This window comes from Synechococcus sp. BIOS-E4-1 (genome assembly GCF_014279995.1).
Lineage (GTDB): Bacteria > Cyanobacteriota > Cyanobacteriia > PCC-6307 > Cyanobiaceae > Synechococcus_C.
The window spans coordinates 2,663,673-2,688,596 of the sequence record NZ_CP047935.1; the positions used below are offsets into that span (position 1 = coordinate 2,663,673).

31 protein-coding genes are annotated in these 24,924 nt (G+C 47.4%); 19 read left to right on the plus strand and 12 right to left on the minus strand.

Going from position 1 to position 24,924, the window contains the following annotated elements:
• Positions 1-12: 12 nt before the first annotated feature.
• A complete protein-coding gene (locus SynBIOSE41_RS14540; protein WP_156486661.1) occupies positions 13-252 on the plus strand; it encodes a hypothetical protein in 240 nt (79 codons plus the stop codon).
• A 249-nt stretch (positions 253-501) separates the two neighbouring features.
• A complete protein-coding gene (locus tag SynBIOSE41_RS14545; RefSeq protein ID WP_186538524.1) occupies positions 502-867 on the plus strand; it encodes a hypothetical protein in 366 nt (121 codons plus the stop codon).
• A gap of 385 nt (positions 868-1,252) precedes the next feature.
• Here SynBIOSE41_RS14545 and SynBIOSE41_RS18180 read toward each other — a convergent pair whose 3' ends face one another.
• Entirely contained in the window at positions 1,253-1,483 is a 231-nt protein-coding gene (locus tag SynBIOSE41_RS18180; RefSeq protein WP_066910363.1) for a hypothetical protein, read from the minus strand.
• A 1,123-nt stretch (positions 1,484-2,606) separates the two neighbouring features.
• Between SynBIOSE41_RS18180 and SynBIOSE41_RS14550 the strand changes: the two genes are divergently transcribed.
• Positions 2,607-2,852 carry a hypothetical protein gene (locus SynBIOSE41_RS14550; protein ID WP_066910369.1) on the plus strand — a complete coding sequence of 82 codons (246 nt, stop codon included), beginning with the start codon at positions 2,607-2,609 and terminating at the stop codon, positions 2,850-2,852.
• A 22-nt stretch (positions 2,853-2,874) separates the two neighbouring features.
• On the opposite strand, the gene SynBIOSE41_RS14555 is transcribed toward SynBIOSE41_RS14550, so the two are convergent.
• Positions 2,875-3,111: a hypothetical protein gene (locus tag SynBIOSE41_RS14555; protein WP_066910371.1), complete on the minus strand. Its 237-nt coding sequence runs from the start codon at positions 3,109-3,111 to the stop codon at positions 2,875-2,877.
• Positions 3,112-3,263: 152 nt separating this feature from the next.
• Between SynBIOSE41_RS14555 and SynBIOSE41_RS14560 the strand changes: the two genes are divergently transcribed.
• Positions 3,264-3,443 carry a hypothetical protein gene (locus SynBIOSE41_RS14560; protein ID WP_186538526.1) on the plus strand — a complete coding sequence of 60 codons (180 nt, stop codon included), beginning with the start codon at positions 3,264-3,266 and terminating at the stop codon, positions 3,441-3,443.
• 168 nt (positions 3,444-3,611) lie between these two features.
• Here SynBIOSE41_RS14560 and SynBIOSE41_RS14565 read toward each other — a convergent pair whose 3' ends face one another.
• The 3 genes from SynBIOSE41_RS14565 to SynBIOSE41_RS14575 all read right to left on the minus strand — a co-directional run bounded on the left by SynBIOSE41_RS14565 (position 3,612) and on the right by SynBIOSE41_RS14575 (position 5,436).
• Positions 3,612-4,172, minus strand: a complete 561-nt coding sequence (locus SynBIOSE41_RS14565; protein ID WP_186538528.1) for an orotate phosphoribosyltransferase — start codon at positions 4,170-4,172, stop codon at positions 3,612-3,614.
• Positions 4,173-4,525: 353 nt separating this feature from the next.
• Positions 4,526-4,897 carry a DUF3104 domain-containing protein gene (locus SynBIOSE41_RS14570; protein ID WP_255475802.1) on the minus strand — a complete coding sequence of 124 codons (372 nt, stop codon included), beginning with the start codon at positions 4,895-4,897 and terminating at the stop codon, positions 4,526-4,528.
• 302 nt (positions 4,898-5,199) lie between these two features.
• Positions 5,200-5,436, minus strand: coding sequence for a hypothetical protein (locus SynBIOSE41_RS14575; protein WP_186538530.1), 237 nt, complete (start codon positions 5,434-5,436; stop codon positions 5,200-5,202).
• Positions 5,437-6,657: 1,221 nt separating this feature from the next.
• On the opposite strand from SynBIOSE41_RS14575, the gene psbN reads away from it, so the two are divergent.
• Together psbN and SynBIOSE41_RS14585 are read left to right on the plus strand one after the other, a co-directional pair.
• On the plus strand, positions 6,658-6,867 hold the full coding sequence (psbN, locus tag SynBIOSE41_RS14580) for a photosystem II reaction center protein PsbN (RefSeq protein ID WP_186541281.1): 210 nt from the start codon (positions 6,658-6,660) through the stop codon (positions 6,865-6,867).
• Between the two features lie 41 nt (positions 6,868-6,908).
• Complete coding sequence (locus SynBIOSE41_RS14585; RefSeq protein WP_231857151.1) at positions 6,909-7,106, plus strand: AlpA family transcriptional regulator; 198 nt, start codon at positions 6,909-6,911, stop codon at positions 7,104-7,106.
• Between the two features lie 297 nt (positions 7,107-7,403).
• On the opposite strand, the gene SynBIOSE41_RS14590 is transcribed toward SynBIOSE41_RS14585, so the two are convergent.
• Positions 7,404-7,706, minus strand: coding sequence for a DUF1330 domain-containing protein (locus SynBIOSE41_RS14590; protein WP_186538532.1), 303 nt, complete (start codon positions 7,704-7,706; stop codon positions 7,404-7,406).
• Between the two features lie 1,340 nt (positions 7,707-9,046).
• On the opposite strand from SynBIOSE41_RS14590, the gene SynBIOSE41_RS14595 reads away from it, so the two are divergent.
• On the plus strand, positions 9,047-9,346 hold the full coding sequence (locus tag SynBIOSE41_RS14595; protein WP_186538534.1) for a hypothetical protein: 300 nt from the start codon (positions 9,047-9,049) through the stop codon (positions 9,344-9,346).
• 813 nt (positions 9,347-10,159) lie between these two features.
• On the opposite strand, the gene SynBIOSE41_RS14600 is transcribed toward SynBIOSE41_RS14595, so the two are convergent.
• Positions 10,160-10,711, minus strand: a complete 552-nt coding sequence (locus SynBIOSE41_RS14600; RefSeq protein WP_186538535.1) for a hypothetical protein — start codon at positions 10,709-10,711, stop codon at positions 10,160-10,162.
• A gap of 662 nt (positions 10,712-11,373) precedes the next feature.
• Between SynBIOSE41_RS14600 and SynBIOSE41_RS14605 the strand changes: the two genes are divergently transcribed.
• Complete coding sequence (locus tag SynBIOSE41_RS14605) at positions 11,374-11,568, plus strand: hypothetical protein (protein ID WP_186538536.1); 195 nt, start codon at positions 11,374-11,376, stop codon at positions 11,566-11,568.
• 315 nt (positions 11,569-11,883) lie between these two features.
• On the opposite strand, the gene mscL is transcribed toward SynBIOSE41_RS14605, so the two are convergent.
• From mscL to SynBIOSE41_RS14620, 3 genes are all read right to left on the minus strand, one after another.
• Positions 11,884-12,273, minus strand: coding sequence for a large conductance mechanosensitive channel protein MscL (mscL, locus tag SynBIOSE41_RS14610; RefSeq protein WP_186538538.1), 390 nt, complete (start codon positions 12,271-12,273; stop codon positions 11,884-11,886).
• A 280-nt stretch (positions 12,274-12,553) separates the two neighbouring features.
• On the minus strand, positions 12,554-12,964 hold the full coding sequence (locus tag SynBIOSE41_RS14615) for a hypothetical protein (protein ID WP_186538540.1): 411 nt from the start codon (positions 12,962-12,964) through the stop codon (positions 12,554-12,556).
• Positions 12,965-14,473: 1,509 nt separating this feature from the next.
• Positions 14,474-15,007 (minus strand): hypothetical protein, encoded by a 534-nt coding sequence (locus tag SynBIOSE41_RS14620; protein ID WP_255475806.1) that lies wholly within the window; start codon positions 15,005-15,007, stop codon positions 14,474-14,476.
• A gap of 95 nt (positions 15,008-15,102) precedes the next feature.
• Between SynBIOSE41_RS14620 and SynBIOSE41_RS14625 the strand changes: the two genes are divergently transcribed.
• A complete protein-coding gene (locus SynBIOSE41_RS14625; RefSeq protein WP_186538543.1) occupies positions 15,103-15,447 on the plus strand; it encodes a hypothetical protein in 345 nt (114 codons plus the stop codon).
• 302 nt (positions 15,448-15,749) lie between these two features.
• Here SynBIOSE41_RS14625 and SynBIOSE41_RS14630 read toward each other — a convergent pair whose 3' ends face one another.
• Positions 15,750-16,028, minus strand: a complete 279-nt coding sequence (locus tag SynBIOSE41_RS14630) for a DUF3104 domain-containing protein (protein WP_186538545.1) — start codon at positions 16,026-16,028, stop codon at positions 15,750-15,752.
• Positions 16,029-16,368: 340 nt separating this feature from the next.
• On the opposite strand from SynBIOSE41_RS14630, the gene SynBIOSE41_RS14635 reads away from it, so the two are divergent.
• The 3 genes from SynBIOSE41_RS14635 to SynBIOSE41_RS14645 all read left to right on the plus strand — a co-directional run bounded on the left by SynBIOSE41_RS14635 (position 16,369) and on the right by SynBIOSE41_RS14645 (position 19,096).
• Positions 16,369-16,545 (plus strand): hypothetical protein, encoded by a 177-nt coding sequence (locus SynBIOSE41_RS14635; protein WP_186538547.1) that lies wholly within the window; start codon positions 16,369-16,371, stop codon positions 16,543-16,545.
• A gap of 414 nt (positions 16,546-16,959) precedes the next feature.
• Complete coding sequence (locus tag SynBIOSE41_RS14640) at positions 16,960-17,160, plus strand: hypothetical protein (RefSeq protein ID WP_255475807.1); 201 nt, start codon at positions 16,960-16,962, stop codon at positions 17,158-17,160.
• A 1,750-nt stretch (positions 17,161-18,910) separates the two neighbouring features.
• On the plus strand, positions 18,911-19,096 hold the full coding sequence (locus SynBIOSE41_RS14645) for a Nif11-like leader peptide family natural product precursor (RefSeq protein WP_186538549.1): 186 nt from the start codon (positions 18,911-18,913) through the stop codon (positions 19,094-19,096).
• A 34-nt stretch (positions 19,097-19,130) separates the two neighbouring features.
• Here the strand turns inward: SynBIOSE41_RS14645 and SynBIOSE41_RS14650 are convergent, their stop codons facing one another.
• On the minus strand, positions 19,131-19,475 hold the full coding sequence (locus tag SynBIOSE41_RS14650) for a hypothetical protein (RefSeq protein ID WP_186538550.1): 345 nt from the start codon (positions 19,473-19,475) through the stop codon (positions 19,131-19,133).
• 776 nt (positions 19,476-20,251) lie between these two features.
• On the opposite strand from SynBIOSE41_RS14650, the gene SynBIOSE41_RS14655 reads away from it, so the two are divergent.
• The 7 genes from SynBIOSE41_RS14655 (at position 20,252) to SynBIOSE41_RS14685 (ending at position 24,362) form a co-directional block, all read left to right on the plus strand.
• Entirely contained in the window at positions 20,252-20,929 is a 678-nt protein-coding gene (locus SynBIOSE41_RS14655; RefSeq protein ID WP_186538552.1) for a hypothetical protein, read from the plus strand.
• A gap of 535 nt (positions 20,930-21,464) precedes the next feature.
• Complete coding sequence (locus SynBIOSE41_RS14660) at positions 21,465-21,944, plus strand: hypothetical protein (RefSeq protein WP_186538554.1); 480 nt, start codon at positions 21,465-21,467, stop codon at positions 21,942-21,944.
• A 256-nt stretch (positions 21,945-22,200) separates the two neighbouring features.
• Entirely contained in the window at positions 22,201-22,380 is a 180-nt protein-coding gene (locus SynBIOSE41_RS14665; RefSeq protein ID WP_222930547.1) for a hypothetical protein, read from the plus strand.
• A gap of 242 nt (positions 22,381-22,622) precedes the next feature.
• Positions 22,623-22,844 carry a hypothetical protein gene (locus SynBIOSE41_RS14670; protein ID WP_222930548.1) on the plus strand — a complete coding sequence of 74 codons (222 nt, stop codon included), beginning with the start codon at positions 22,623-22,625 and terminating at the stop codon, positions 22,842-22,844.
• A 46-nt stretch (positions 22,845-22,890) separates the two neighbouring features.
• Entirely contained in the window at positions 22,891-23,319 is a 429-nt protein-coding gene (locus SynBIOSE41_RS14675) for a hypothetical protein (protein ID WP_186538560.1), read from the plus strand.
• The gene (locus SynBIOSE41_RS14680) at positions 23,306-23,512 is read left to right on the plus strand and encodes a hypothetical protein (protein ID WP_186538561.1); all 207 of its coding nucleotides are present in this window, start codon (positions 23,306-23,308) and stop codon (positions 23,510-23,512) included. Before SynBIOSE41_RS14675 ends, SynBIOSE41_RS14680 begins: the two co-directional genes overlap by 14 nt.
• 634 nt (positions 23,513-24,146) lie before the next feature.
• A complete protein-coding gene (locus SynBIOSE41_RS14685; RefSeq protein ID WP_186538563.1) occupies positions 24,147-24,362 on the plus strand; it encodes a hypothetical protein in 216 nt (71 codons plus the stop codon).
• Positions 24,363-24,924 lie beyond the last annotated feature (562 nt).

Here is a 24,924-nt window from a genome sequence, read left to right on the forward strand (position 1 = left end):
CGAGGATCCTCCATGCCTCCGAAGCCCCAAGATTCGATCAACCTGAAAATTGCCTCCTCGACATCTTTCACTGAGGAATGGCAGCCCAGCCAGTCACAACTTGAAAATCAAATCAATGTTGCGATAGAAGATATTCGTGCGACCCTTCAAACCCTTCAAAGTGACATTGGAGCGAGTGACCGTTACGTCTTAGGGCTTCTGGATGTCGTTGCCGACGATTACCGTGCACAGCTGCCATCTGGAAAGTCCTGATGGATTGAAGCTGGCTGATCCCTGATGATTTTTTCTTCCAGCGTTAATCACTTTGCATTGCGCAAGCTCAAGAACGGAAGCCAGCCGGTGCTACATAGGAGCCTTAAAATTGATACAAAAGCCTGCCTGTAATTTACGAAGTGCTGTTGATAGTATCAAATGATTTTCGCTTTGGGTTCAAATGACACTTGCTCGATTGGTTTGCAGGAGATGATTGCTGATCAGTTATTGCAATAGGATCAGTCTGGCATGGTCATGCTCAGTGCTTTAATTGGTGTTTCGCTTATTTTCTGGTTCACGGTTGGTTTTTTTAGCCACGTCAACTGGTTCCAAAATGCTTTCAGGCGCGAAGCTGAAAAGATTGACCGTCAGCAGATTGCCAGCCAGAGTAAAAGTCGAATTGTGACTGGCTCTGGAAGTCTGACGGCTAAAAAAGGTTTTGTTTTGGCCTACTGGGACGATATCAATCAGTCGTTCTCTGCTGGAGGTGCTGAGCAGGCTGAGCGAAGTCCAGTGGTTTTCGATATTGCGGCGATTAACCTTGTCGCATTCACCTCTATTTGCATGCTTGTATTTGTTAGCAAGGGTTTATTTCATTCTTTGGGTATGATGTAGGACTCTGGGCTTTCCTTGGGACAGCTGCTTTTATATAGTTTCTGCAAAGACTGATTCATTGTGTTTGGCGTCCAAGAGATATAATAGTCTTTAAGCTGGTCAAGTATTGCTTTCGACTTGTTTTGATTCCTTCGGACTGGCATCAGCTATTCTCGATTTTCTTCTCAATAACATTATAAATTCGGCTGTTAATTTCTGGGAGCACTCAAGGATCGTTGGAGGCTCAGCAAGGTGACCTTGCTGGCATGCCAATCAATACTGCAGCTATCAGTAACGCAGGCTTGAAGAAGATTTTCTTTGCCTAATTGTTTCTTCTAGTCGACTTGTAGCAGTGTTTTTATGATTTTTTGAAGGCCTTGCAATCAAAATGTGGGGTAATCAGGCTTCACTTTTTTCTGCAATAGCCAGCACCAATATTCATCCATCCAGACTTGCAAGCTTCTCCATTCGTAGGTGCGACCTCATAATAGATTGGCGAAACACAGGTCGTGCCAAGCGTGTTGACGTAACCCAGTGGGCATTGGTTGTGTCCCTGAGCTTTGGGAATTTTTTTCTGGGCCAGAGCTGCAGCCGGCACCATTAGCAGAGTCAGCAGGAGTAGGAGTGATGGACGCATGGTGTGCCTTAGGTGTTGCTTGAAAGTGTTTTAAGTCAGACCTGCCGAAACTGCCAACAATCCGATGATATCCATTTCTCCTGCAGGCTCACCGGACAAGCGACGTCCTGCCGTGAGTCATGCATGAGTTGAACAGCCGTGCGCGCTTGCTGACTCGATGGACAGCGTTTTCGTCTTTCAAGCAAGACGCTCGGACTCGCTTATGAGCATTTTGTAGCTCTTGTCTGTTTTGACGCAGCGATTGATTTTGTGTCTTGGTATTGCTTCAGCGGAGCGCCCGGGGGTACTGTTAATTCATTGCAATCTTGTGTCATTTCAGGGCGCGGAACATGATGGGTTTGCTGATTGGAAATCTTGAGCTAGATGCCCTGACGTCTACTGTTTTTGTTATTGCAACAGTTTTTTTTCTAGGGAGTTTTGTCTATGTTTCTCGAACCAATGACATGATTGGTGCTTTGAAATCGTTGTTGCCTAAAGGCAAGAGTAGGAAGCCTTTGCCAGGTCCGGATGAGCCACTCTGAAGTTAAGTGAATTGAACTGCATCAAGACGATAGCTTTTGCTGATTTGCCACCATTCTGGGCAGACTTTCAGAACCGTGTTCTGCAGCGAGCGGCGTGAATTTGTAGCTCGCTCTCGAATGTATTGTTTGATGTGCTGTAAGCGTGAGGTGCTTTGTTTCCTGTGGCTAAGACCCCTGCTGAGCAATTGAACCCCTGTTGATCGATATTCAGCTGAAAGGTCTCTATTTGCAGGCCTGGCTGTTCTTCCATTACGGGTGTTTGCCTTTCCAAGGCTGGCATTGGAGGTGTGACTGGTCCTGAAAGAAGCAATGCGATCAACATGCAACCAACTCTGTCATGGCCGATTTTGTCCTATCTCAGAGCTGATTGGAAGGGCGCGAAGCCTCCTTACCCAGGGATCATCTCCAGCCATAGCAGTCCGCTGAGAGACAGTGATGCAATAGCTAGTGAAAGCCAGTTGTCTTTCAGAACACGGGTCATCCATTTTTCGCATCTGCATTACTAAAACGAGCTCTGGCACAGTGAGCAAGTTTTTGAGACGTGCAAGCTGAGTTCTGAAAACGGGTTCAGCAGCCAGACTGGTCGTTGCTCCTTCGGTTGCATGTCACAAGAGATCCCACTCCAGGAACAGGTGCGCAAATGGTTTCGTAGTCATCTGCTGGGTCGTGAGGTGGAACTCCAGGAGCTCTATGAACTTCCTCAGTGTGAGTTGGATCTGCTGATGGCCGAAACGGCAGAGATCCGTTCTGACGTGGAGAATCGTGCCCGCAGCCATGGCCGCTGGTGTACTGCGGGATACATGCTTGAACTGGCCAGGATCATTGATTCCAGGAGAGCCGAGGCTTGATCAGCCTCAGTCTGTTTCGGTTTCACTGTGCGCTGCGGTCCATCACTTTGTTGAGCACAGCTGTTTTGATGCGAGCCCGGTCCCTTTCCACGTAGATGGCAGCCCAGTGGTCTGGCTTGTTTTTGTCGTGGATGGCCTTGATTTGACCATCAAGCTTGCTCAGCAGTTCATCCACAAATGCTTCCGGGGTGTCTCCAAAGGTTTCGTGCTGGCTCAGCAACTTGTCGAGCTTTTTGAAGAGTTGCGTGGCTCGGGACATGAATCAGGGCAGAAATGATCTTGATCATGACTCCTGGTGGGACAGTGCAGCTGATTTGATCTGAGATCGCTGATTGTTGCTGCGCTGAAGAGCTGATCAACAGTGTTGCTGCTGATCAATTAGAAGGAAGCGGTCTTGTGCCAAGTTCATCCATGTCAAATACTTCATCCCAGCCTGCCGGATTTAACCCACTCGCCATGGTCGATATGTGGCAAGATATGCGCGCTTTGGTCGATCAGTGGGAATCAAAATATAATTCAAGCCCTGTAGATGCAGCTGTTGCTTTTCAAGAATTCTCGGCAACCCTTGTGGATCAACCCAAGACTATCTGAAGTGCAATGATGGAAGTTTATGGCTTTTCAGCTTGAAAAGTTTGACGTTGTCTGGTGAATTCTGCTCCGTGTGCGTACTGAATATTCACGGGTTTGGCTGATTTGCAGAGAGGACAGTCCTTTTCAGGCCAGGCTGGTAATCTTATTTCGTCGAGAAAAATAAAATTTTCATCCTAATTCGTTGGCTCCAACATTGCCGCGATTCACGTAGGCGGCAATCCCCAGAGGTTTTCCTCCTGCTTGAACGACGGCTTGATAAGTGAGGCGCACCGAAAACCCTGTGTTGATAATATCGTCGACAATTAAAACAGATTTATTCTTGAGAATCTCCGCGTATCCTCGCTTGATTTCAAAGTTAATAGTTCCCCCTTCTTTGTTGACTACGCGCTCGGTGAATACACAGCGACTGCCAACTGCCAGTGCTGTGTATTGGGCGCAAATCACCCCGCCAATTGCAGGTCCACAGACAATATCAGGATATAGGCCGTTATTCTTAATTTCTTTCCCGAGTAATTGGCCGAGTTGATAGGCTAATTCAGGCCTGAGGTTGATGAGATCCTTCGCCACCCACCCAGCTCCATTATCGCCCGAGGCATAGACAAAGTGATCGTTTTCTATCAGCGTTCCGCTTGACTCCAGAATTTTTCTCGTTGCTTGTTGTGTCGGTTGGCTAGGCATCATCACGGCACACGAGCATGCTCCCAGATTGGCAATTTTTTCAACCTCCAACCATCTCGGCTGCGCTCGATCGTCTTCACAACCCCTGTTCACGATGACCCCAGCTAAGGCAGTCCAGGAGCTTCACCAAGGCTGCTGGTGAATCATCCACTGAACATGACGATCTGCCCCTCGATCGTGGGGGAGTGACAAGCCCAACCTGGGCTTTGCCGATTGCCGATTCTGCAATCCCATACCAGAGCAAGCTGCCCTTCGGCAATGAGTATGTGATCTCAGGCACATGTTCTGTGCGATACACATACTGAAGACAGGAGAGGCGTCGAGCACTTCTCCTTTGGTGATAGGTAGACGGAGGCCGTGAAGGCCTCCTTTTTTTTTATCTCAAGCTTTTTGCGGAGAATCGATCAGTCCTCGAATCCATCCCAGCCTTCCTGTCCAATCCCGTCCAGTCCATGCAGAACGTGGGTCACCTGGGTGGGATGAACCCAGCGTATTGCGCCGTCGTCAACGTCCGCCACCTGAAAAAGCGAGTTCAGCCTTGAATGTTTCCCCCATCCCTTGCAGAAAATCACTTGCCCTAACCACCAGTTTCTTTCGATATCAACACTTTCGGTGGCAGAAGTCAGCTCTCTGACGATGACGAACTGTCCAGGTCGAATCGACAGGAAAGCTGAAGCGGCATCGATGACATTTGATGTGGGAGGTCCCAAGGGAGGGTAAATCGGCATGGAAGTACGTTTGTTCTTCCTCAGGTCTAACCCTGGTTCGTCGCCCAAGGAAAGAGTAAAGACACGCACTTGCAAGGATTAGGTATTCGTCACTCTCGGCTCTGCGGTTCTTCCCGCATGGTGGTTTTTCCGACACTTCTCGCTGGAGACCCTTCAGGCATCTGGTCTCGCCTAATCCGGCGCTGCAACTGCAGGGAAGCGCCGGAGTCGCAGTTAGGCGACCAATCGAACCTGTCGACGATTGGACTGACAACCTGGCATCGGTTCACCCCAGACCCTTGCATCACATGCTTCGTGAAGGCGCATGAATTGAGTCGGGATCCTTGAATTTGTGAGGCTCTGGGGGCAAGTCAACAGGCCTCAAGTTGCTGGCCGCGCATTGGCGCTTCCCAGTCCATGGTTTGTTCACTGTCAGACCAGTGTTCTGACAGTGTGCTCAGCAGATCGCGAATCGCATGATTGGAACATGCCGTGTCTTGCACAAGGTCATCCAGAATCTGCTCGATCCGATCGCAGGCTTGGTTGACCAGTTTGAGCTGCTCCTCAACAGGCCAATGCTCCTCCATTGCCAGTGTGGTTTCATCCATTGGGCCGTGATGGTGGCAGTTGCACCGATCGTCACCACAATGAAGCCCCCTGTCGACCCGCATCTCTACCGGTTCGCAAGATCCGAGAGTGATGTTGTTCGTCGTTTGCTGCCTGGGGATCACACCGGGATCAATCCATCAGGCTGCGTTGTTGTGGCCTTCAGAAAGCTTTCTATGAGCTTTATCCGCTTTGCGTATGATTTTTTGAGCCTGCTCCCTCGTTAGGCATTCCTCAGCTTTGAGCTTGAGCCTGAAAAGTTTGCGGTGCTGTTTGTCCGGATTCATCTATTTCACCTGCTTTCAGGATCTCGTGGCACAAAGGCCTTAAAGAGGTTAACGGGCGGTTAAGCAATCCAATGGTACTGCTGGGCCAAGAGAGAGTGTGCTGTCGCGGAACGTTGCCTGATCATTCAGGGATCACAGCATCACTCTGTTCTGATCCTGATAGGGCCAGGTTTCTGGCCACCGGGCGTGAGCTCCATTCGTGATGCTGGAAAGATGTCACTCATCCATCGCCCTTGCGCTGTCTTGTCTTGTCTTGTCATGTCTGTCAGTTGACGCTGCCCTGGCTCTCTGCAGATTGACGGCCAGTCTGTGTGAGCCAAACTTCAGTGAGCTTCTGCTGCGAGGCTTCAGGCGTTTTGACCGGCTTCGGTTCATGCATTGATGAGCCCTGAATGGGACGAAAATCGGATTGGCATCCGTCGAACCCTGGCTCGGTGGACTGGCAAGACGTTGCAGCTCTTCGCGGTGATTTCAGCTCTTGTGAGTTGATCCTTTGTGGCCAAAAGCCGAGAGATTGACTAGCCACTGTCAATTTGCTTCGTCATGAGTTCCATGCGGCTGGTGTGTGCCCGCAAAAATGGTTTTTCAAGTTCGTGGATGTTCGCAGAAGTTCGCCGCACAGGCCTGCCGCTCCGATGTTTATTCCTCCTCTGAGGCAAAATTGTTTCGAGCGGATCGCTTTTGTGCATCCGTGCCTCTTGCTCGCGCATTTGCTCACATAGGCATGCATCGTGTTGTCTTGCTGCTAGTTGCATTCGCCCGATATCCGTACATAGAATTAACGCGTCAGCGTTAATCTTTAAGGCTTGTATTTATGCCAATTGTAAATGCTTGGCGAAGCAATCGTTACAGCAAGGCCTTTTTGAGCAGCCAGTATTAACTGAGTATTAAATAGGGCTCATGGAGCTTACAAGTCAAGACTTTTCGGCATATCTGATGATTGGTTCGCTGGCCGCATTGGTTCTGGGGACCCTCTTGTATGGGATTTACACCGCATTTGGTGCTGGCTCTGTGCAGTTGACGGATCAGATTGAAGAGCATGCCAGGTTGCACAAACTAGGCATTGCGCATTCTCATCAAGGCCAGGGTCGCGCTGTCGCCCGTGGCGGACATTCCCATGCGAGCCATGATGCAATGAATTCCTGAGTTCTTGAGTTGCCCCATGCCCACATCGAATATCATTCGCCTTGGCTAATGACGCTGGTGCACCTCGCTTCCTAAGGCTTGCGCAGGTGATTGAGATGACTGGAGTTGGGAAAACATTCATTTACACCCACATGGAAAAGGGTAATTTTCCAAAGCAGATACAAATTAGTGCAAGAACGGTTGTGTGGTTAGAACAGGATATTATCGAATGGATGAAGGAAAAGATGCATCAGAGCTAGAAGTGTTTGAAATGATTGTTAGTTTTGTCATGAGTGCCTCGAATTTGTTAAAGGTTCGATGCTGCATCTTTATATGTATTTCATTCGGTTCTACCGTCTAGTCCGACACTGCAGAGGATGACAGTGCCGGTTTTGCTGTAGACGACCAATCGCATCCTGTCGAGACCGCGATCAGACCTTCAAGTTGGCACGCATTTCTGGATTAGTCTGCATCACTTGCATCAGCAAGCAGGATGAAATGACCCAGACTGATCCGTGGTTGATTGCTTTCGTTCATGTATGGATGCATGCTGAAACTTAGCGGGCAAGCTTGTCTCCTTCTTCCAGGATGCTGAAACAGGCTTCGCTGTTCGGAGTCCTCAGACGAATCATGTCCTGATATTCAGGCGCCTCATAGGCAGCTTTCGCTGCTTCGACGGTCGGAAATTCGATCAGAACAGTGAGATGGCCTGGGTTGCCTTCCCTCACATCAGTGTGAGCGTCCCGGATAAACATTTTTGCTCCACACTTCTGGAGATATGCTTCAGCGGCGGCTGCATACACCATGAATCCTCTGGGATCGTTGATTCGGCCTGTCGCCAGCCAGTAGCCTTTCGCCATTACTTGATGAATCGGTCCCATTGATTCTGGCGATCACGTCTGATGGGCGCAATTCTCATTGTTCATTGGACTTTCTTGCAAAGAGATCGGTGGCCTTGAGCGGATGACTATTTGATGGCTTATTGGCACAGCAGTGAATCCATTGGCTTGTGATCAAGGCGGTAGCTTGAGCGTTATTTCTCAATGTCTGACAAGCAGAAAGAGAGAAGCAGCAGTAGTGCCACGGCGATCAGCATCAGCTGTCTGGATTCAACTCATCATCCCGGAAGCGGAAATAAACCGCGAGCACAAACACCCAGAACAAGGCCAGATACGCAATCATTGTCAGATCGGTGGTGCGTTAACCGTGAATGAAGCTGATTATGAATGGTGATGAGTATTTATACTGTGTTCTGCAAAACCTCGCGTCCTCTGTAGGCCTTGGTTGTGTTTGCTCACCCATGGCCGTGTTGGCGACTCACGTGATTCAGGGTTGCCGTCGCTCACGACAACCGATCAGAATGTATCCATTGAAGCCTTGAGAGAAAAATTGGTCACTGCCCCGTAGACCTGAGCCTCAAGGGAGGCCAGAACTGATTCAGCAGAGTTCTGGCAATGAAAGTTTTTCTCGCTCTCCTGGGCATTGTCGGCATTGTGATCGCCACAGTGCTCCTGTCTCAGAGAGAGTTCTCAGATATCAAGGATTCTCCTCAAGCAGAATCGAATACACCTGAGGCTGTTGAGCTCAGGCGGGAGTGAGCACTTGAAGCCCGGGGGGCCTCGCTGCTGTTCTGTTCAGACCAGGCTCTCCCAGGGGAATGATCTGCTCAGCTGTGCTGAGTTTCTGCTCTGACCAGAACAAGGGCTCAGTCCCTCATCAAGGCCTGTTTGGTGCGATGACCAAAGGCTCAGTCGTCATGTTTTCGATGATGATCGTGTGACTTTGACGAGTTGCGATTTTTTCCAGAGGTTCGTGGATGACCAAGCCCGCTCCGAAGATGCACAGTCCCGCGAAAGCGATCGAAGCAGGAAGCACCCAAGTTGCAGGTGCTTTAGAATGAGATCGATTCATGTGTGGCCGTAAGGTTCTGCAATATTGAAACCGTTATTGCTGATCATGAAGATGAAAAATGGTGCGCTGTCAAGTAGCAAGGCAACTTGGATTGATTTGTTAAAGTCTCGCCCCCTCAGCTGCTGCAATTTGATAAAGATTTTATGGCAAAACAATCCATGGAGACGATTGAAGATTAATTCTCCCCAGGCTTGCATTGATGCATGCTTTCAGACGAAGTAGTCAGCCTGAGTTGTATGACTTAGTTGAATCCCGTCTTGTCCGAGCCTGAATCTTGGCATTGTGAGCCATGAGGATCCAGCTCAAGGGTTCATACCAGCATTGCATTGAAAAAGTTTGTATGTTTTACGAAACTGATTATGATGTGGTGTACAACATCAGCGTGAATTGGCGATGCCGAGTAAAAAAGTATGGAAAAGTGCTTGTGAATCTGCTCTTTGGTGTAACAGAGTCAATGACCGGATTGAGTGGGAATATTACCGAAAGCAGCATTCCGGAGGAGAAGTTAAAATCATCAAGGCGGGTGAGTGCAATTTGGTTGAATTTTTCAGAAATTGGTCGCCAAGTGATATCTCTGACTTGGGATTAATCAGACTGAGTGATTTGGTGATTAAATCAATGGGTGATAAGCAAATGTATGAATATAATGTTACGGCCAATCGAGATTTTTTGCATAAGGCCAGGAGCCGGATTGCACGGCGCTTCGAGTCGCGGATGTACGACGAATCGCTCAAGATTAAAGTGCTAGATACTGGGGTAGAGCTGAATCAGTAAAAACTCATAGTTGTTTGACGCTCCAGTGCGATCTGTAAGGGAAGGCGATCTTGATCAGCTGGTTTGATATGGATCAATCACATACAGAACTGTGGCTAGTCGGGCCAACGCCCAGGCTGTTGATCGTTTAAGCCCTGCAATAGTGATCCATCAGGCACCCCCTACAAACACGATTCTGGGCTGTATTTTTGTTCACAATCTTGCAAAGAATGATCCGGCTCTGGCCGTATTTCCTTATTTGCAGAAGCCAAGGATGAGGATCTTCAACTACCAAAAGAGTGGAGCTTCATCGTTAACAATGAAATTTGTTGCAACACTTGGCTTGTCTGCACTGACGGGGGCTTCAGCTATTGATGCAACGGCTGGAAGTGCGAACTTAAAGCCTCGATGGCACGCAAGGTCAAGCTCAATGACAGTGGCAAGCTCAAGGTCAAAGGTCGTAATGGTGGATCTATGAAAGTGAACGGAAGCTCCGTCAAGTTGAAGGGAAGGCACAGACATTCACACAGCTGGTAGCCGAGCAGTAATCAAAGCAGGCAGCTGCTCATCCTCTCTGCGGCCTTAATTTGCCAGTTGAGCTGCATCGCACATCTTCTTGTTGGTTTAGAGGTAAACTTTTATAATTCAATCAAAAATTATTATCTGTTGCGGTTGATTGATACCCAAAGATATTAAGCATTTGATTACGCAAATTTGCAGCAGTTCTTAACGCTATCAATAATTGCTTCTCCTGGGCGGGCCTTTTTTTAATCACATACTCGATATCTTGTATAACCATGTGAATCATGTTCATCGCAAGAAGGCACTGAGCGTCTTCACAATGCTGCTGCCTTGTGTCTGTGTACATTGCAACCGCTTCTTTGATGTAGTCAATAAAAACAGTCTTTGAATAGTCTTTGGCAAAAATATCTCCAGCATTCCAACCTAACTGTTGAATCAGATCAGCGCAGCTTCTAAGGGCAAAGCTGGTTTGTTCATTTTCCTGGATTTGTACCTTGATGAAATGATAAATATTTGAAACGCAATATTGTATTCCGTGAGTCAAGCTGTCCTCTCGTTCCAAATCATTCTGAATCCTGGACCAGACAATTCGTGCGATTCGATCGTCTGGTGCCATTCTTGATAGTTCTGCTAATTCGTTTGAGCGGGTCGCTAACTCTTCATTTAGATCATGATTCATAATGAACTTTTAATGGCCATGACTAGGATTAGTCTTTTATTTTATTCTTGGATTGCAGAGCTGGATGGCTCGATATAATTATCTTTACTGTTTTAACTGAACGATTGGTTTTCAGGATATCCTCATTGTGTTTTGTAGAAGATTTAGGGCTTGATACCAAAAAAGCTCAGCCTTGATCAGTATTTGATGATTCTTCAGTTGAATTGTTATGTTGGCTGCAGCAGGGATGTTACGCATGATCTTCTTTCTTTGTTCGCAAAGAAGTGAGCCCACTCAATAATCAGATCGTTCAACATCTTTAGAGACTGATGCTGTTCTGTAGAGCCTGGTTCTGTGTATTTAAAGTCCATAAAGATCCGATCTGCTTTAACTTGTTGTTTTATGCAGAGCTCATTCATTAACATCGTTAAACGGCTTTATTATTTAATTGGATTAAAGCTTACAGGTCTTTGTAAACTATTGTAAATAGGTAAAAATGCCTGCTACGCTACCGGTGAGGCTCTGGCCGATGAATTTCTTGTGGATGTGGCCTGGATGGACGATGCGACCCGGTTGTTCACCTTTCGAGCCGGTAGCGGTTAACGATTCGCGACCGAAACAGCAGGAACGCTGACAGACCAATTGACCATGACTATTGAGTAGAGGTATGCAAGCGAAGCTCAATGGATTTCAATCAGCTGTCCGGTCTTGTTCTGGTGGTAGTTGGTGCAGTCTTTTTTGTGACTGCTGTCCAGCTTTACACTTTCTGGGCGAGTGAAGCTGTACTTGTCTCAGCGAAGAAGAGGTTGGACGAAAAAATCGAGACGCTCAAGCGCTCGTTTCCAAGCTTCTCTTTACGACGGCGCAAGGCCGCTTAACAGCTGCTGATGCGGAGGGTCTCCAACGTTGCACTGATGATTGCAACGTTGAGTATGTTTGAGCCACGAGCGTTTTGATGGCCTCGCATCATCAGCTTTAGGTGTTTCTCCATCACGCTGAACCAAGTTTGCTCCTGGGGGTTTGAGCCTTAGCTGGTCGGTATGAAATCTGCTTCGTTAAGCAGCATTTTCACAGGACTGCTTGATGGCTGATGACGTTGTTTCCATAAGTTGATTTCGGACTGTCTGATTGGGACTGAGCTCGCATGACTTCTGATTTTTTAGTTGCGGGCTCGGAAGTAGTTGATCGAGGTCTCAGGACTTGTTATTGAAGCTTTCCATCACTTCTGTTAAGCGTGTGATGGCTGATGTCAGTTGAACCTGGGGGTCAGGTTTTGATGTTTCAACGGTTTCTTTTTTGCGTTTCATCTTTTCAACGGCCCTCACGACAAGGAAACAGACAAAAGCAATAACAACAAAGTCTATTGCTGCAACAATGATTTCTCCACCTGGTAATTTAGCTAGTGATTGAACATTCGCTTCTTTCAATGCTGGTTCAAGTGCATTGGTCATGATCAATTGAACAGTTGCGTTCACAACCTTTCCAAACGCACCTGCGATGATGACGGCAACTGCCAGGTCGACAACATTGCCTTTGTTGATAAAAGCTTTGAAATCCGAAAAGAATGTGGTTTTTTTTGGCATGCGAAAAGGGTTGTCTCTTCCTTGCTTTAGCCATGGATTTTCAAAAGCCCTATTGTTCTTAGTGGATGATTTATATTGCTCCCTGTTTGTTCGTGCGCCATTGGATTTTGAGGCTGCTAGCCCTTGAGCGTTACTCAGGTTGTGATTGATAGGTCTCGTTAAGGGAGTAAGACGGTATTGATGTCTTTGATTGATTTTATTCAGTTCGTGATTGGATGTCTAGGAGTAATTCGACATCTCTGGACGAAATATCGATGGATTCAAATGATTTCGAGTAATTTTATCTAAGAAATGATAGTTTTTCAAACCATGCCGGCAGATTTCCTGTCAGGCATATTTCTTGATCAGCTTTGGTACTATCATTTTTAGTCAGAACATACCACCTCTCTCTGGCATTCACGGGGTCATCCTCGAGATAGAGCTCTGTTGCCCCTCGGCTTTTGCATTTGCCCGTCATCCGCACGGTCTTATCTGCAGCATCAGCAACTGGAACAAGTAAGATTCGTTCTGCGTTGAGCCCATAGAATTCATCAGTTACGATGTTGTACTTTTGTATATCTGCTTTTGATTGTGTGGGTGATGAGAGTAGTAGGAGTACACATACGACTGACATCAAAGCGTGTTGACTTAATAATGCAAAAGCTTTTTTTAACACACTGATTAAATCGAGTTTTTTTGTTGATTCTTTCATTGCTTAATTGGTGATCTAATGCTTATTTTTTTGAGTAAATCTGCTCAAGAAAAATGGCTGTTTCTTCGACTTCAAGCATTAAGTCGTCCATTGACATGATCAATGTCCATGCTGCGATGGCTACGTCCTGATCGGTCCTGTAAATGGCCGTGAGCCTCTTTCTCCATTGTTCTGGTTGCGAGTCGTAGTTGGCTTTGAATTCGTAGAAACTTGGTCTCGCAGCGTTCATGGCATTTTGTAGTTATTGATTATCACTGAGGATGAAAGCTTGGGTAGTATATTAATACTAATGAGAGTATCATTGTTTGCATCTGTTCGTTTGCTGACGCTTGGCTCTTTAATGATTAACTTACCATTCTTTGGCAAAGTCGTCAGCTGATTTTGCAATTGTTTATTTAATATTGCTTAGGTTGCTGGTATATCGCTTTTCTACTCATCTATTTTGTTGATTTCTTCGTTGCTTAACTCTGTCACTGTTTGGCTTTCGAGTCCCAGTTCAACGTCGATTAAGTCGTCTATGGTGATAAAAAATCATGCTTGTTTGGCAAGGTCTACGATGCAACCTTCGCATTTAGATTCTTTTATTCTCTGCTGGAGATTTGATCGGATTTTACTTTTTCTAGAAATGCTTTGAGTTTGTTTTCGGATATGTTCCTTGCAGGCTATAAACTTTTTTTATAGCAATAACCAGCTCAGCTGTCCTCTGCTTGAAGCCTTTCTGACATGTCTGTTGCATTGTCAAGTGATCGTGCTGTTGAGAACCGTTGGCTTTGCAATGTGCTTCTGCAAGTCTATTTCGCCATTTGCAGCTTTGACTTGATTGTCGTGAGCTCATTGTTTTTGATCAATCAGGTCTTTATGCACCTTTTGACGTCGCGATCGATTCTGATGGGGATGTATGGCTGACTTTTCAAAAAGGTGGAGATAGGAACCAGGGTGGCGTGGCCAAGTTCAGCTTTGATTCTGTTGCCGGTCTGAGGCTTCAGAGCGAATTTTTGGGCGATTATTTGGATTCTCCTTACGTTATTGTCATTGCTCCTGATGATGGCATTTGGATTACTAACAATGGTTGAAGTCATTTACATATTGGCAATCAATTGATCCGTATTGACCAAAATGATGGGAGCTTGGAGATCTTTGATGTAGGAACTCATTCGGGATCATAGAGGGTAAATGTTGATGGAGCTTGTCATGTTTACGTCAGTGGATTTTAAAGTTTTTCAGTCTTTGTTCTTGAGGGGGTAGAATATAATTCACTGCATCATCGGGGGGGAGTTCCTAAGCCCATCAGGTGGTTTCTACTTTAACGGGCAGATCGAACGTCCAATCGGGGTTGAAATTGATCCTATTGGCTATGTCAGTGTTTGTAACAATTAATCGAAAGAACCCCGGGACTTTGGTTGCATAGTATTTTAAGATCGTAGGGCTTGCTGAACCGGTTGCTGCATCTTTGATTGGCCTCACAGTGTCACTGTTGTAGGGATATTGGTGAACTCAATTTGTACTGCTTCAGCAATAGTTTAGTTTTATATCGACTAGTTCTTCGGCCGGCGTCGTCCCTGTGATCCAGTGGACCTGGTGTTTCTCGGCTGTGTCCTGGCGAGCCAGTACGAGCATTGGTACTGCTGCCACTCCCCGCTCAATCTGGTCTCTGTAAATGCTCACAAGCTGGCGATATCGTCGTGCAGTCCAGCCGTGGTTTTCTCTGTCGCGACTTTCCCAGTATTCATGCAGGGCTCGTTGACAATCTTCCATCCCAAACTCCTGCCAGCATTTCTGCTGAGCCAGTAATGGATCGCTTCCCTCCGCTATGAGTCGTTGGTAATGGGTTAGTTCAGGTGCCTCATCGCGTCCATCCGGGGGAATGTGTCGCAGCAGCTGGTTGAGCTGTATGCGGTCGAGGCGAAGCCAGCATCGATCTCTTAGAAGGACCGGAAGCTCCCATGACCAGTCCCTGGCCTGGCTCACATCGATCAGTAAGTCGCGCAGACCAAGGCGTTGGGCTTCAGTGAGCCCCACCAGAGGCTGAGTGTTGGATGTCAACGGACCCTCGCCTAGCTGTATCCCCATGATGATGTCCTTGCTCTATCGTTTGCCGTTGCCTCAGCTCACACCATCGTCTGCATCATTCGAACATTGTGATCAGCTCCCAACAGCTCAGTCATGAAATCACAGCTGCTGGTGATGGTGGATCCAGTCATTTGTTTATTAAAGCTGACCTGTTGTGGATACAGCACTTGGCCTTCTATTTCTCACAGATTTGCAATTATGTCGGAGATCGCTCAGTTTGCCAGATTTTGAATTTGGATCCCATGTCAGCATGGAGTAAGAACTACTTAGCATCTGTTTTGGTCGCACGCTCTCAAGCTCTTCATGACTCCCCTTGGCAAGCTGGAATGATACTTGGTGATATTCCTTCCAAGGAAGAAGATTTTGTTCCTTTCAGACCGCCGGTATTCCTGTTGTGTCGAAGATTTGATTGAATTCATCAAAATGCCTTCGCAGGTCCTCGGCCTTCAGCATTGGTTGCACATCATTTGTTTGCCGTGACCTTTTGAACGACACTAGTTCCATGCATCTATTGAATGCTTGCACTAAGGTCGTTTGCTTTTTCCGTACAAGATTTCTAGATGCAATCAGCAGAGCTGCTAGCGCAATTCGAAATACTGTGGCCTGATTCATGATCAGTTGAAATCCAGGCTTTTGATCCCTCTTTTCAGCCTGGCTTTGCATGAATTGTGGTTGTTCTTTGAGATTTTATTGCTGGACATGCAGTCTGTGTTGGTCAGGCACGCACCATTGGAACAACTTTGCCTTTTTCCATGCCTGCAAGGCTTAAACGCGTTGTCTGTTCGGCATTGACTTGTCGTACTTCGCCGCTTTCGGTATCAACCACAGTCAGCATTGTGACGCCATGTATTTCTTTGAACTGATCTGGATATCCAACAATCCAGCCAATCCACCAATTTGTATCAGTCGGATCAGGATTCAGTGTTGATTGCACGAGCACGAAGTCTCCAGCCTTCACCCCGACAAATGGTGGACGGTCATTGCCTTTTGGCATGGTTCTCCAGCTTTGCTGATCAGAACCTCACACCCTGATATCGCCTAAGGCGATAATTGCTTTCTAAGGGCTTGAGTCGAAGTGGTCCATAAGCATTAGGACTTATTCGATGATGGGGTTTTTAAGGAGTTTGCTTTCATGCTTCTCTTCGCTGTGTTTTTTCGAAGTGTCGGATCTGCTTCAATCCACACCCTCCCCCCATAGTGACGATTGGATCGCCATCTCTTTTGAGTGTCTATTCCTCATGGTTTCGATGCACTGATCGTTTAATTCAGTTCATTTGTGCCTTTAAGCACTTCTATTGTTTGGTTTATAATTGTCTTTTCACTAGTCAATCTCTATGCTCACCAACGAGGAAAGAGAGGAGTTGCTTGCTGTTGACAGGCGTGAATTCCCTGACGACTCCGATCTTGGTCGTGTTGATATAAAAAAAGCCACCATTGTGGGTCAAGCCTGGGTGAAGCTGCGTCGTGGGAAGCAACAGTCGGAGAAATCTTCCCTGGGAATGACGTCCTGAGTACGGCTTGATCAGCTGTTCAGACGACTGTGAATATCTCGCATAGAGGATATTTCTTTCAGCAATTGCCGATATCGAGCAACTTCCTGCGGATCGGTCTGAGCGTCGACAACGCTAATTTGCGATATTGATTTTGGTTGAGAAGCTGCTTCCTTCGGCGCACCTTGTGTCCTTGGTCTCGTTTGCTTCTTTGCCGACAAACTGCTGACTGGCTGGATCAATGGTGTTGCAGCTCGGTATGGGTACTCGCGCTGATCAAGGTTGCGAGTAACCCCTTGCTTTTCAGAGCAGCTGCTCCCGCCCGATGGAGCAAGGCCAGTGGGTCTTGCCTGTTGATCAGGATCCTGCCAGCTCCAGCTGCAGCAAAGAGTTGATGGATTTGAGGACAGCTTGGATTTGTATGTGTAACTTTTGATGGAGGACCATCCGAAGATCATGGCATTTGAAGCGAAGGACAAGACAGAGAGGTTCATGGATGCCGCCAAAGAGCGGGCCAGGGCAGCGTTGCATGAGACCTCGCCCAAGCTGACTTCCCTTGAAAAGGGGATGCTCAAGGCGCTGAAAAGTCGTCAGCGCCCTGTCAAGCATGGGCAAAAGACCACGGTTCGCAGTTGATCTGTTGTGCAGTGCCCCTGTTCAGCAGCTGTTTGGGAGCTCAGTTCTGACTCTGTCGAGCTCATGCGAGTTCGACGGTTTTCGCTGGATTTGAACTGTGCAGGCTCCGATGATTGATCAGAGTGAGCCACCCTTGCCAGCATTTTGTTGTTCGAGCAATCAGGCCTTCGAGAGGCTCATGGCACTGCTCTGTGGTCGAGCTGCAAATCCCTAACGGAGTCTGTTTCTCTGAGACAGACTCCGTTTCTTCAGGCCTTGCAATGAATGTCGAATGATTTGTTTAAATAGTGTCTGAGAATTTAGTCATGGATTTTTGCGTTTCTCTGTTCTGTCCAGTCAGGGAAGTATCCATTCGGAACAGTTTCATTCATCACATCTGAGCTGTATGTGCAATCTGCTAGAGATGAAAAAATAATTTTGTATAGTATTTCTGTGAGATTTCACATTATGTTTTTCTGAGCAAGCACGACTCAGGTCAGTGCAGCTCTGCGATGAATCAATATCAGATCAGCAATATCCAGTTTTTTCATTTCTTCTAGAAGTTCCTCGTAATCCATGGACGACGTTGCCTGGATTGAGCTTGGAAAGGCGACCATCGATTCACGTCGTAAATTTACGTAACAATATAGCCCAACCGTAACGTTGTGTAAACGTTCAAATGTTGCCGAGCTGGTTCATGAGGCTTTAGCGGCGACTGATGCATCAGCCGCAGCGCCTTGCCTTAGGTGCTGCAGCAGATGCTAAAGCCATCCCGCCCGAGAGCCATACAGCGTGACCTGCCAGCTAGGGCGTCCCTGCTAGTTATTGGAGTGATAATGCGTCTCTTGTTCGTTCACACACCCCATAGGTGAGCAATGGTGATCGTTCGTGCTGGTTTCTTTGTAGGGCTAAAACCCAAAACACAACCATTCCCAGTCTTGCTTTCACACGACTGTCAGTTGTTGAAGAGTTGGAGACGGGATGGTCGTCTCTGGAATTGACGTTGTGAATGTGTGTTCTCAATCGATACGGGACAACTATCACGCCTGCTGGAGCTCTGATGTGTCGAATTTGGCTTTGACCGCTAGGGACCGCCAATGAACCGTCTCAGGTGATGTGTGACTCGCTCGTTGAGGTTGTAAGTATTGCTCTCTTTTTCGTTGCGGCTACAACAATTTGTACATTCCTGGATCGGATGGCTTCCAATGGCAGGCAAGTCGGCATCAGGAGGAATCTCTTCTTCTTGGTATTGAGCTGATCCAATCATGATTGGTGTTCAATTGCTTTTTCCTGGACTTGTCTGAACAAGTATCTTCCGAGCATCAGATAACTTTAAATTTTGCGCCAAATAATTGGCTTTGCGTTTATTGAATCCATTTTAAGATTGAATTTAATCTCACTTAAAAGCTTGCTTGAACGAGCACTTCGAGCAACATCGCTGCCGATTTTTCCCCTAGGCCCTCCAGTCTGCGAGCAGTCTGGTTTTATAAAGGAATGGCAGCATCGACTACCCAGCCTTGCTTCTTGATCCTTTCGGCTTCGTATGAAGCCCGTTCGGTCGGCACTTCGATGAGGCGGAACCCGTCGCCTTTGCTGCAATACAGCCTGGTTTGTCCAATCACAGCTGCGCCCTCCGAGTTGGGACTTAGCCAGTTTGCTGCATAACGCCTTATCGGGAAGGTCCTGAAACCGTACCGGCTTGTGCGGCTCTCCCATCTCGCGAGCCACATTCAGTGGCAATAGACCGAAAAGGTCCTAAACGGAGACACCCATGACAACGACAAAGCTTCCGGTACATGAAGTGAATCTTGCCCAGGACAAGGGGCATGTGTTCACCGAAGCCATAATGATGAAAATGCAGGCTGAAAAAAGAAGAAATCTAAGGGCGGATCGTCTTGATAACGACTTCAGCTGGGGCGAAGCTCTGCTGAGCTGTTTCGGTAATCACCATCTCTGAACGTATTGGTTTTCAAGGTCATCAAAGTTATGCGTCATGGCTTGTTGAGCGCGCTCTCTGTGGAGTCAACTTGATCAGATTCGTTATTGTTCGCAATGGAGTTTCTGATCGAAGTGATTCCCCAATGGTCCGCAAGAACGGCGATGACCCCCTCAGCTGCTTGATTGAGCACCGTCTCTAGCCGCTGGTTGTGCTCCTCGCTGGTCTCGCAGCCAAATGAACTGTCTTTTTGGAGATCCGCCTTGCTGATCCACTCCATGCGGGCGCGCTCATCCTCAGTGCAATTGGCGCGTATCCACGTCACGGCAAAAGCGATGAGCGATTGTCTTGCTGCGGCTGCTGTTTTGTGCAGGTCGGATTCCATCAACAGCACGTCCATTGCAAGTTTCAAAGCCCAGAACAGAAGAAAAGCTAGGCGTTTCTCAAAGTTGATTCTGATCAGATGATCCCAGGATCTGTTGCATGTTCTGGGGCTAGGCCGCAGTTGTTGCAGCTCGATCGCCAAGTCAGTTCCAAGATCAGTTGCTCTGACGCGATCACGACTGCATCATCAGCTCGAACCCTTCCACTCTTGATAGTGGTGTGATTCGTGTATTGAGGCCTGCTTTATCAGAGTTGTGGGCCATAAAGCAACCAGTGGTACACGAGCCCAGTGCAGCTTGCCTTTTGCGGCCTTTCGACTGATCTGATCAATCAACCCCTGAAATGGTCGGCTAGAGATTAGTCTCCTGGGCAAACAGCTGGGGTAACATTCGTGAAACAAATGCTGAACCGTAAGCCAGAGCCATCGCGATAGCGATTCGCGTTGCAATCAACCGCTGTTCACTTCAGCATCTGAGACTGATTCGCAAGTCGGTCGTCCACTTCAGCTCTTCGGAAGCAGATCGTGATGCTTCAGAGATTCCTGTTATGTGTCCAGATTGGCTCTCAGTGGTCAGTTATCTGGTTGCTCCAGCAATTTCGTTAGGGTCGATCATATCCATGGAGGACCTGTTAAATCGTTCACGGCATCACAGCTTTGCTTCCTTGCCTTCGACGTAAAACAATGAAAGCGAAACGTCATGGTCAGGACAGGCATTCCATGTGCGGGTTTAATATGTCTGTCTTGAGACGTTGGACTTTTTCTCATCGAGTTGGTTGATCTGAAGCATCAAAGTGATTCCTTTCTCTCTCCCCCCACCGCCGGTTGAAACCTTAGTGGTGCACTGGAATGCCTTTTCCTATGACACTTTTGAAAATCGTTTAGAGGCGAAAAAGTTACTATTTAAACGACTGTCGGCGCGACCGCGTTTTAGGGCTTATCGGCTTGGTGGGATTTTATTTGTCCATCCTTTGTTGCGCTGCGCGAATCATGGGGTTCCCGATGTTCCTCGGCAATGCATTCGCTTGCTTGAGGACCTCTTCAAGCAACACCGACCTGAACGTCTCTTCACTCTGCAAACCGGAGGTATTCCGGCACCCGGATCTGCCAGGATCAACAGTCTTTATCGCATCACACAGATTCAATTTCAGGGTTCGTGCCTTCCTGTCAGTGGAACTGGCACCGACGGTCCACCTCCTGCGATGATGTTGTACGACCTTGGCTGGGTAAGCAGTGGTCTGGAGTCTCCAGTCTGCAGCCAACGCCCTCTCCTGCTTTCATCCAATTCCCTCTCCATTCCTTGGCTCCAGCGAAAAGGAGTGATCGATTCATCGACACAAGTTGAGATTTTGATAGCTGTCACAGATGTCGACGCTCAGGATGCAGAACTGTCTTATAGCCAGTATGAATCCAATAAACAATTGGCCGCAGATGCACTCGTTTCATTGCTTTGGAAACAACTTGAACTCTGATTCAGAAATCTCCCGAGGGATTGTGCGATTCTATGCTTCTAGTGTTGATTGGTTGAGAGATTTTCTGCCTGTTGCTTGTCCAATGAATGATTGATTGCAGTGAAGCCAAATTCCCTGTTTAAATATGCATTTAATCACAAAGCACTTGTTTATAATCTTGGAGCGATCAGCTCGTGTTTCTCACAGCTTTGCTTTCTGGCGTATGCTGTTTATCTTTTGACACACCATCTTAGGCCACACTGGTCTCTTGCAAGTTTTGCGTTTTTCAGTCTTACTTCGAATGTTTTGATGGCCCTTTAAGTGGGATAGAAAGTGGATGCGCTACAAGAGTACAGTTGGCATGATTTCTTTTACTTTGGTTCTTAGTATCTACGCAATCTGTTGGCTCCGAAACTAGATGCCTGTTTTTTGATTGCAGCACTCAGCTCTTCCAGGTGAACCTCGCTCAAGCAGTTTGTCAGCTTGTAGCCAGGGATTGTCCAATGAATTGGTTACTGATGTATTCATGTTCGCCTTGGTGAAGTAGTGTGGATGAATGAGTGAGCAAATGATCAAGCGGCTTCCGGTCATCCTGTTTGCGCTTGGCCTAGCAGGATGCAGTTATCCATCTGAGCAGAAAGCAAAAGAAGCATGTGATAAGTGGAGAAACAGGCATGCTGCAGTGACGATTGTCAGTTTCAGGGATGAGCAGCCACTCAAACCTGTAGACCGAGGCCAAGAGTTGGGGATGATCTTGAAAGAGATAGAAGAGGAGGATTTAAGTGCTTACAGAGATGCCGATAGATTCCGAGCAGAAACAAAAGCATTCCAGGTGGATTTCTATGAAGAGCTAGTTCAAGAGGATCGGGAAGGTCGTGAATTGATTGAGCATGAAGTTATTGCTCGATGGTGTAGAGAAGACAGTGTTAATAAACAAATTCTTGGGTATGAAAATAAAAAGATCATCACTAAAGTCTGGCAGAATAAACAGGGAGCGAAAGGCAGGGGTGAGGCGATCAAGCGCTTTCGCTACTGATCAGACCAGAGAATGAAAGTTTGTCTCAGCGTTAATCATCAAATCTTGTATCAGTTATATGTCAGTCTCTTCTTTGTGCAAAATATTGCATTTGGTCCGAAGTGCTCTGGCCCATAGTGCAAGTATGAACCCAAGTAGTAAGCCTGAAAGGTTCCCAATAAAGTCAAGCCATTCTCGATGGCGATTCACATAAGGCTGAATAACTTCGATCAGTCCGCTGTACCAGGCGAAAAGTAGGATTATGTACTTCCATCCTGTGGGCCTGCGTAAAGAGGCGGGAAATGCCAGGGCAGCGTATGAGATCAAGTGGTGTGTTTTGTCTGATCCAGGAGCATCAGCTAGTTCTGCCAGCGGCGATAACGACAGTGCTGTGATACTGGAAAGAATGATGATGCTGATGATCAGCCAGTGTTTTTCGACAGTGTTGATTGCCTGAATCTTCATTGTTTGTTTCGGGACTGAATCTACTTAGAAAGCGCCAGCCGCTGGCATTGCTTCATTCTGTTCGTTGGGGTTGGTTGTCATTCGTTGAGCAATTGTCAGCAGGCCTACGAGAATGCCAAGAGCCAAGGCGGCGAGTAAAAGTCTGTTCGTGGTCATAGACCTGAAAATTATTCAATCAGCCTAGTCGGTCAGTTGGTAGTCTTTATGTAACCCCTCAAGTCTTTTATGAATCAATTGTTTACGGAAATTGTAAGAGTTGCTGGTCTTGCCATTTGTTTGCAGTTATATGGGCTTGTCCACACCCTTGCTGCTAACTACGCCACTGATGAAAATAAAGCAAAAAAGATTGAGAGAGATGGATTTTTTTCAAGTCATACCTGGAAAGTTGCTTTAGGGGGTGCTGTCTTCTTTTGGGTTTTAATGTTCAACTGGGGAAAAACCTGCCTAAAAACGTAAATCTTTGTGCTTTTCTGATGAGTGCATTGATCCCGATTTAATTGTCATGAAATTTGTCTCGTTCCTTGGCGCACTAGTCCTCTCGGCTTCTCCCGGCTTCGCTGATAATTATGTTTATTTAAGCTGTGAAGTTGAGGTTGCCAATACAAAAACAGACTTGGGTGCAAACAATGTTTTAGAAGAGAATTCAAGGACTGTATCGATTGTGTTCAAGGTTGATCTTGATAATAGTAGAAGTATGGGAGCTGGAGCCAGTGATTGGGAGGATGTTCAGATTGTTGACGGTGTTATAAGAGACTTGCGTATTGGTGAGGTCGATGGATTCGGGTATGAGGCTACACGTGCTGTGTGGATACAGCCTCCTGGTAAGTTTTCTGTGAATACAGTCGCTACGAACGACAAAATCCTGGTCACGGTTGCTACTGAAGGGGAATGTTCTGAAATTGATGCATTGGTGTTTGATGAAGCCAAGTGATGCGTTTGACGCCTTGTATCGATCCTCCGTTTCTCGCCGCGATCTCCAATGCGCTGCGATGCCTCTGCGGGGCTTCATTAGTGCAGCAAGGGGCGTTGCCTCGGCTCAGGGGGACAGCCTCGCTGGCCAGGTGCGGTTGCTGGTTGTGGAGACCAAAGGGCTCTGCGGCAATGGTCAGCAGGTGGTCAGGTGAAGGTCGAGTCACAACGCGATCGTCTGGAGGCGGGTCATGCGGAAGTGCGGCCGGATCCTTGGCTTTTCGTGGGGTTGATCACTTCTGCCTGGTGAGTTGATCAACGTTGTTTGATTCAGCGAGATGATTTTTTCGGTATTGCTTGACGAGTCATTGGTTCAATCGTCGGGACCAAAACACCCTTTTTGTTGTCGTGTACAACCCAATAACCTACGACAGCTGCAGTGATGAGCACAAAAACCACTGCAGCACGAACCATATGGTGTGTGATGTCTTCAGGGTGTCGAGTCCATTTTTTATTCATGAAAAACAGTTTCCCGACTCATTCTTGTGGCGATTGAGTGGTTGGTGCTGCTAATAATCGAATGATTCCTTAATTGGCATCTCTTCTGTCCGTACAGCCTAGCCAGTCTGTGTCACCAGTTTCAGCTTCAATCAAAAATCGTGTAGTGATGCCGAGCGCTTCCTTCTCGGCGGGAGTTCTGTTGCTAAGAAGCTTTCGCACTGCTTCATTATGTTCTTTGTTCCGCCCCGGCATTCGCTGGGTAGCCATCGGAACAGTTCGGGACTGGTGATGACGGCCGAGGCTTTTGGCTTCACAGTGAGGTTAAGTTAATACATCTGATCGATTCCAATGGCAGGAGAAACACGCCAAATAACGATTACAAGAGAAGAAGCCGATCTGATCAACCTCGCGTTGGAACTCCTAGTGGACTCCCGCGTTGAGCAGTTGAAGGAATTGTTGCTGCATCAGAAAGCTCGCTGGCAGACGCAAGAGGGCCGAGCAACTGTTTTTTCTTTGCGTGACCGTGCTCTTTACCCAGAGCCTCGTTGGGACGATCTTCGTTGAATTCAGATCACCTCTTGCGTTCATGGCTGATGCCAGAGCGGGTGTTGAGGGAGAAGCATGAGTATCCCGACCGCTATGGACACCTGTTCGTCTCCACCTCCTGGGTAGGACGCCCGCTTCACAGCCTCGCACTACTTCGAGTGACGTAGCCAACCGCCCTGAGGGACATGGTGCGGTCCCTTCCAGTTGATCCATCAGCTGCGTCGTGTGGCTTCGCACAGCGACTTCCCCGGCGGTTTCGTTCAGCAGTTCCCAGTGCTTCAGGCGAATGAAGCTGCTGATGCCCTCATCAGAACCGGCAGACTGAAGATTGATCTGCTGGAAGCTAGTTCTGAGCCGACCTGGTCAGATGCAGATACTTTGTCTGGGGGTTTTGCAGGCAGGGCGAAGCTATCTGTGAGGGCATCGGTTTTGATCTCTCGTATTGCTGCTGTGAGAAATCACATCAGCTCAACCATTCAGCTGGTGTGACCGCCTGGGTTCCGAAAAATCCAGCCTCAAAGTGACTTCTTTCCCAATGCTGTAACTTGCAAAAACTTGCGAAATCAACCAACAATGAATG

Bases quoted from the DNA above. Each gene is read 5' to 3' on its own strand.
- psbN (WP_186541281.1), top strand. From the start codon at position 6,658: ATGATTGGTTCGCTGGCCGCATTGGTTCTGGGGACCCTCTTGTATGGG.
- SynBIOSE41_RS14545 (WP_186538524.1), top strand. From the start codon at position 502: ATGGTCATGCTCAGTGCTTTAATTGGTGTTTCGCTTATTTTCTGGTTC.
- SynBIOSE41_RS14650 (WP_186538550.1), bottom strand. From the start codon at position 19,475: ATGGACGTGCTGTTGATGGAATCCGACCTGCACAAAACAGCAGCCGCA.
- SynBIOSE41_RS14635 (WP_186538547.1), top strand. From the start codon at position 16,369: ATGCTCACCAACGAGGAAAGAGAGGAGTTGCTTGCTGTTGACAGGCGT.
- SynBIOSE41_RS14660 (WP_186538554.1), top strand. From the start codon at position 21,465: ATGAGTGAGCAAATGATCAAGCGGCTTCCGGTCATCCTGTTTGCGCTT.
- SynBIOSE41_RS14680 (WP_186538561.1), top strand. From the start codon at position 23,306: ATGAAGCCAAGTGATGCGTTTGACGCCTTGTATCGATCCTCCGTTTCT.
- SynBIOSE41_RS14595 (WP_186538534.1), top strand. From the start codon at position 9,047: ATGAGGATCCAGCTCAAGGGTTCATACCAGCATTGCATTGAAAAAGTT.
- SynBIOSE41_RS14560 (WP_186538526.1), top strand. From the start codon at position 3,264: ATGTCAAATACTTCATCCCAGCCTGCCGGATTTAACCCACTCGCCATG.
- SynBIOSE41_RS14550 (WP_066910369.1), top strand. From the start codon at position 2,607: ATGTCACAAGAGATCCCACTCCAGGAACAGGTGCGCAAATGGTTTCGT.
- SynBIOSE41_RS14615 (WP_186538540.1), bottom strand. From the start codon at position 12,964: ATGAAAGAATCAACAAAAAAACTCGATTTAATCAGTGTGTTAAAAAAA.
- mscL (WP_186538538.1), bottom strand. From the start codon at position 12,273: ATGCCAAAAAAAACCACATTCTTTTCGGATTTCAAAGCTTTTATCAAC.
- SynBIOSE41_RS14590 (WP_186538532.1), bottom strand. From the start codon at position 7,706: ATGGCGAAAGGCTACTGGCTGGCGACAGGCCGAATCAACGATCCCAGA.
- SynBIOSE41_RS14555 (WP_066910371.1), bottom strand. From the start codon at position 3,111: ATGTCCCGAGCCACGCAACTCTTCAAAAAGCTCGACAAGTTGCTGAGC.
- SynBIOSE41_RS14645 (WP_186538549.1), top strand. From the start codon at position 18,911: ATGACAACGACAAAGCTTCCGGTACATGAAGTGAATCTTGCCCAGGAC.
- SynBIOSE41_RS14685 (WP_186538563.1), top strand. From the start codon at position 24,147: ATGGCAGGAGAAACACGCCAAATAACGATTACAAGAGAAGAAGCCGAT.
- SynBIOSE41_RS14630 (WP_186538545.1), bottom strand. From the start codon at position 16,028: ATGCCAAAAGGCAATGACCGTCCACCATTTGTCGGGGTGAAGGCTGGA.
- SynBIOSE41_RS14605 (WP_186538536.1), top strand. From the start codon at position 11,374: ATGGATTTCAATCAGCTGTCCGGTCTTGTTCTGGTGGTAGTTGGTGCA.
- SynBIOSE41_RS14540 (WP_156486661.1), top strand. From the start codon at position 13: ATGCCTCCGAAGCCCCAAGATTCGATCAACCTGAAAATTGCCTCCTCG.
- SynBIOSE41_RS14640 (WP_255475807.1), top strand. From the start codon at position 16,960: ATGGAGGACCATCCGAAGATCATGGCATTTGAAGCGAAGGACAAGACA.
- SynBIOSE41_RS14600 (WP_186538535.1), bottom strand. From the start codon at position 10,711: ATGAATCATGATCTAAATGAAGAGTTAGCGACCCGCTCAAACGAATTA.
- SynBIOSE41_RS14675 (WP_186538560.1), top strand. From the start codon at position 22,891: ATGAAATTTGTCTCGTTCCTTGGCGCACTAGTCCTCTCGGCTTCTCCC.
- SynBIOSE41_RS18180 (WP_066910363.1), bottom strand. From the start codon at position 1,483: ATGCGTCCATCACTCCTACTCCTGCTGACTCTGCTAATGGTGCCGGCT.
- SynBIOSE41_RS14575 (WP_186538530.1), bottom strand. From the start codon at position 5,436: ATGGATGAAACCACACTGGCAATGGAGGAGCATTGGCCTGTTGAGGAG.